Genomic DNA, 3,696 nt, shown 5'->3' on the forward strand with positions numbered 1-3,696 from the left:
CAACGAGAAGAAGACACCGACGAGGCCGATCGACAACGAGATCTGCGAGCCCTGCACCGTTCGGCTGAAGACATCGCGCCCAAGCCTGTCGGCGCCGAAGAGAAGCAGCGGCGTCGTCTTGTCGGGCGAGGCGATCAGATGGATGTTGGTCCTGAAGAGGCCGAACACGGAATATTCATAACCGCGCCCGAAGAACTGGACATCGACACGCTTCGTCGTGTCTTCCTTGTAGATGGCTGCCAGCGTTTCCGGATCGCGGGTCAGCTTCATCGGATAATAATGCGGGCCGAAGGAGAACCCGTTCTCAGTATCGATCAGATGCAATTTCTGCGGCGGGTGAAAGGTCGCCCGCGCATTTTGCAGGTACGGATCGTTGATGGCGAAGAAGCCGGGAATGACGGCGACGATATACATCAGCACGGTGACGACAAGCGCCACCATGGCAAGCCGGTGCCGGCGGAAAGCCCACCAGATGAGCTGCCACTGCGATGCGACGGCGGCGCGATCCGGGGGAATATTTGTAATGGGGATGTCGACCACGTAAGGCTCCTATTCCAACCGGATGCGGGGATCGACCAGCGCAAGCAGGATATCGCTGATCAGAGATCCTATCAGCGTCAGCGCGCAGATCAGCAGAACGAAGGCGCCGGCGAGATACATGTCCTGGGCCATCAGCGCCTGCAGCAGCAAAGGTGCGGCCGTCGGCAGATTGAGGACGATGGCGACGACGACCGAGCCGGAAATGAGATTGGGCAGCAGCCAGGCGATCGTCGAGATGAACGGATTGAGCGCGATCATCAGAGGATATTTCATCAGCAGCCGGAACTCAGAGAGCCCTTTTGCCCGGGCCGTGGTCACGTAAGGCTTCGGCAGTTCATCGAGCATGTTGGCGCGCATGACGCGGATGAGGCTCGCCGTCGAGGAGACGGCAAGGATGATGACGGGAAGCCAGAGATGCGAGAAGAGATCGACCATTTTGGCGAAGCTCCAGGACGCGTTCTCGTATTCCGGCGAAAACAACCCGCCGACATCCTGTCCGAATTCGACCGCCGCGACATACATCAGCACCAGCGCCAGCAGGAAGGACGGAACGGCCAGGCCGAAAAAGGTGAAGGCGGTGAAGAAATAGTCGCCGATCGAATATTTGCGCACGGCGGAATAGACGCCGATCGGCAGCGCGATTGCCCAGGTGGCGATCAATGTCGACAAGGCCAGAACGAGCGTTAGCGCCATGCGCTCCCAGATCAGGTCCGAGACCGGCTGCTGCCATTCGAAGGAGATGCCGAAATCGCCGCGCGTGAGAATGCCCCACATCCATTTGAAATATTGGACGAGCATCGGGTCGCCGAGGCCGAAGCGCTCGCGCAATTGCGCCGCCGTGTTCTGATCGACGATCTCGTTGGAGGCTGCCAGCGTCGCAATATAGGTCGTGACATAATCGCCCGGCGGCAGCTGGATCAGCACGAAAGCCAGGAAGCTGACGGCAAACAGCGACGGAATCATCCATAGGAAGCGTTTGGCGATAAAGACCAGCATGAGGCGCCTCTTGCATTGAACACCGCCTTCCCGGCCTTGTCGGCCGTCAGGACCGGCAAGGCATCTCGGAGGGCGAACTGAAAGAAAGCGCCGTACCTGATGGTACGGCGCTTAAGACGAAAATCAGCTCGTGAAGGTGAATTGCTGCGGCATTGCAGGGCCGGGATTGGGCCAGGACCAGCTATCCGGCTCCTTCTCGGGAACATTGCGCAGATTGTTGCGGATGATGCCGAAGCCGCCGACGGCAAGGCAAAGGCCGACGGTCTCGAATTCCTCGGCCGCGATGTCGAAGATCTGCTTCATGATCGCACCGCGCTTGTCGAGATCGGCTGTCGACCGCGCTTCGTCGAAAAGCTTCATGCGCTTCTTCTGGCTTTCCGGCGGTTCTTCGCCGCGCGCACCGTTAGAGGTGTACCAAAGCGTCCATGGGATGGCGTAACGCGAACCCTGCGGATGGAAGGCGAAGAAATCGCGCGGATCGAGCATCGGATCGAGACCGCCAGGACCTGGCCACACTGCCGCATCATGGGCGTTATCGTCGCCGCGGGTGTAATAGAGCGCCCGCTCGATCGTGTTGACCTTCATGTCGACACCGATCTGAGCCCAATGCGCCTTGACCAGTTCCAGGGCATCGACGAGGTCGGGATAGAGCGTCGGAATGACGTCGATCGAGAAGAACACCTTCTGGCCGTCCGGCCGGAGGCGGAAACCGTCGCCGCCTTTCTTATAGCCGGCCTCATCGAGCATCGCGCCTGCCTTGTCGGCGTCAAACTCGGTGAATTGGCGCGCATATGTCTCGTTATACCAGGGATGGGTCGGACGCGGCCCGGCCTGGTAGGGTTCGCTCTGTCCGAAATAGACGATGTCGATGAGCTCCTGGCGATTGATGCCGATCGAGAGCGCTTGCCGGAACGACTTGTCGGCAAACATCTTGCGCATGGCAGGATCTTTGTGGGTGATGTTGAAATAGATCTGGCACTGTTGCGAGGCCGAAGGCACGAGCGTCAGCAGCCGGTAATCGCCCTTTTCCATGTTCTTGGACAGCGTCGGCTTGTTGGCGAGAACGCTGATGTGACGTTCCTGAATGTCGATCTTACCGGAGATGACGTTCAGCATCAGCGATTCGACGTCCTGCGAGATGCCGAAGTTGATTTCATCGATGTAGGGGAGCTGGTTGCCCTCGGTATCGACCTGCCAGAAATAAGGGTTGCGGGTCATGACGACGCGCGTCGCGCCGCCGGCATAGGGCTCTTTGACCACCCATGGATCGAGCGTCGGCTTGTCGACATTGCCCCATCGCGACGGGATCTCGATGTCGCCGCAACGGCTGCGGAACAGCTCTGTCCAACTGGTGACACCGGCCTTCTTCGCATCGGCCTCGATATTGGGATTATATTTGGGCAGGAACTGGCTGCAATAATGCTTCGGAAACAGCGTCGGATGCTGGCCAAGCGGCGTGGCGAGGTTTTCCAGATAAAGCGCGTTGGCCGCAGCAAAGGTGAACTTCACCGTGTAATCGTCGATCTTCTCGACCGTGACCGGCTTGCCGGCGACAGCAAGCTGCGCCGGTGTCGAGCTGTAGAGCTCGGTGTTCTTGACACAGTCTTCAATCGCGAAGACGACGTCATCGGCCGTAAAGGGATGACCGTCGGACCAGCGCACGCCTTCGATCAGATGGAAGGTGAATTGTGTTGCGTCGTCGCTAACTTCCCAGCGCTCGGCAAGGTTCGGCTGCACGGCGGTAAAATCGAGGTTCCAGCGCACAAGGCTCTGGTTGCCGACCATACGCAGGATGCCGTTATGGTCGGATGAACCGCGAAGGCCGCGGCGCAGCGAACCGCCATAAGTGCCGACCTTCTCGAACGGCGTCACGACCATCGGATTTTTCGGCAGGCGCTCGGCGAGCGGCGGTAGCTTTCCATCCTTGGCGAGCTGCGCAAGGGCCGGCGCTTCGCCGCCTGCGGCGGACACGCGACCGGCAATAGACAGCGCCGCGACGCCAGCCATGCCGCCAAGCACGGCGCGGCGGGTGACGCCACGCGACAGTATTTCTTTGGCCATCGAATTCCTCCCTTTTGGGCCGGCGCAGCCTTTGCGCCGGCTGATGCGGCGGGCTCCCGACCCGACGCTGACGCCCTCCTCGGCGCTACGACCGAAACC

General features: G+C 60.1%; 2 protein-coding genes and 1 pseudogene. All 3 read right to left on the reverse strand.

Annotated elements, in window-relative coordinates; translation table 11 throughout:
* Nucleotides 1-540: pseudogene (locus tag FY112_RS01010) on the reverse strand (ABC transporter permease); the annotation flags it as partial.
* A gap of 9 nt (nt 541-549) precedes the next feature.
* Complete coding sequence (locus FY112_RS01015) at nt 550-1,536, reverse strand: ABC transporter permease (protein WP_027664799.1); 987 nt, start codon at nt 1,534-1,536, stop codon at nt 550-552.
* A gap of 123 nt (nt 1,537-1,659) precedes the next feature.
* Nucleotides 1,660-3,597 carry an ABC transporter substrate-binding protein gene (locus tag FY112_RS01020; protein WP_151517414.1) on the reverse strand — a complete coding sequence of 646 codons (1,938 nt, stop codon included), beginning with the start codon at nt 3,595-3,597 and terminating at the stop codon, nt 1,660-1,662.
* Between the last annotated feature and the right edge of the window lie 99 nt (nt 3,598-3,696).

It is taken from the genome of Rhizobium sp. PEPV16, assembly GCF_008919455.1.
Classification (GTDB): domain Bacteria; phylum Pseudomonadota; class Alphaproteobacteria; order Rhizobiales; family Rhizobiaceae; genus Rhizobium; species Rhizobium leguminosarum_Q.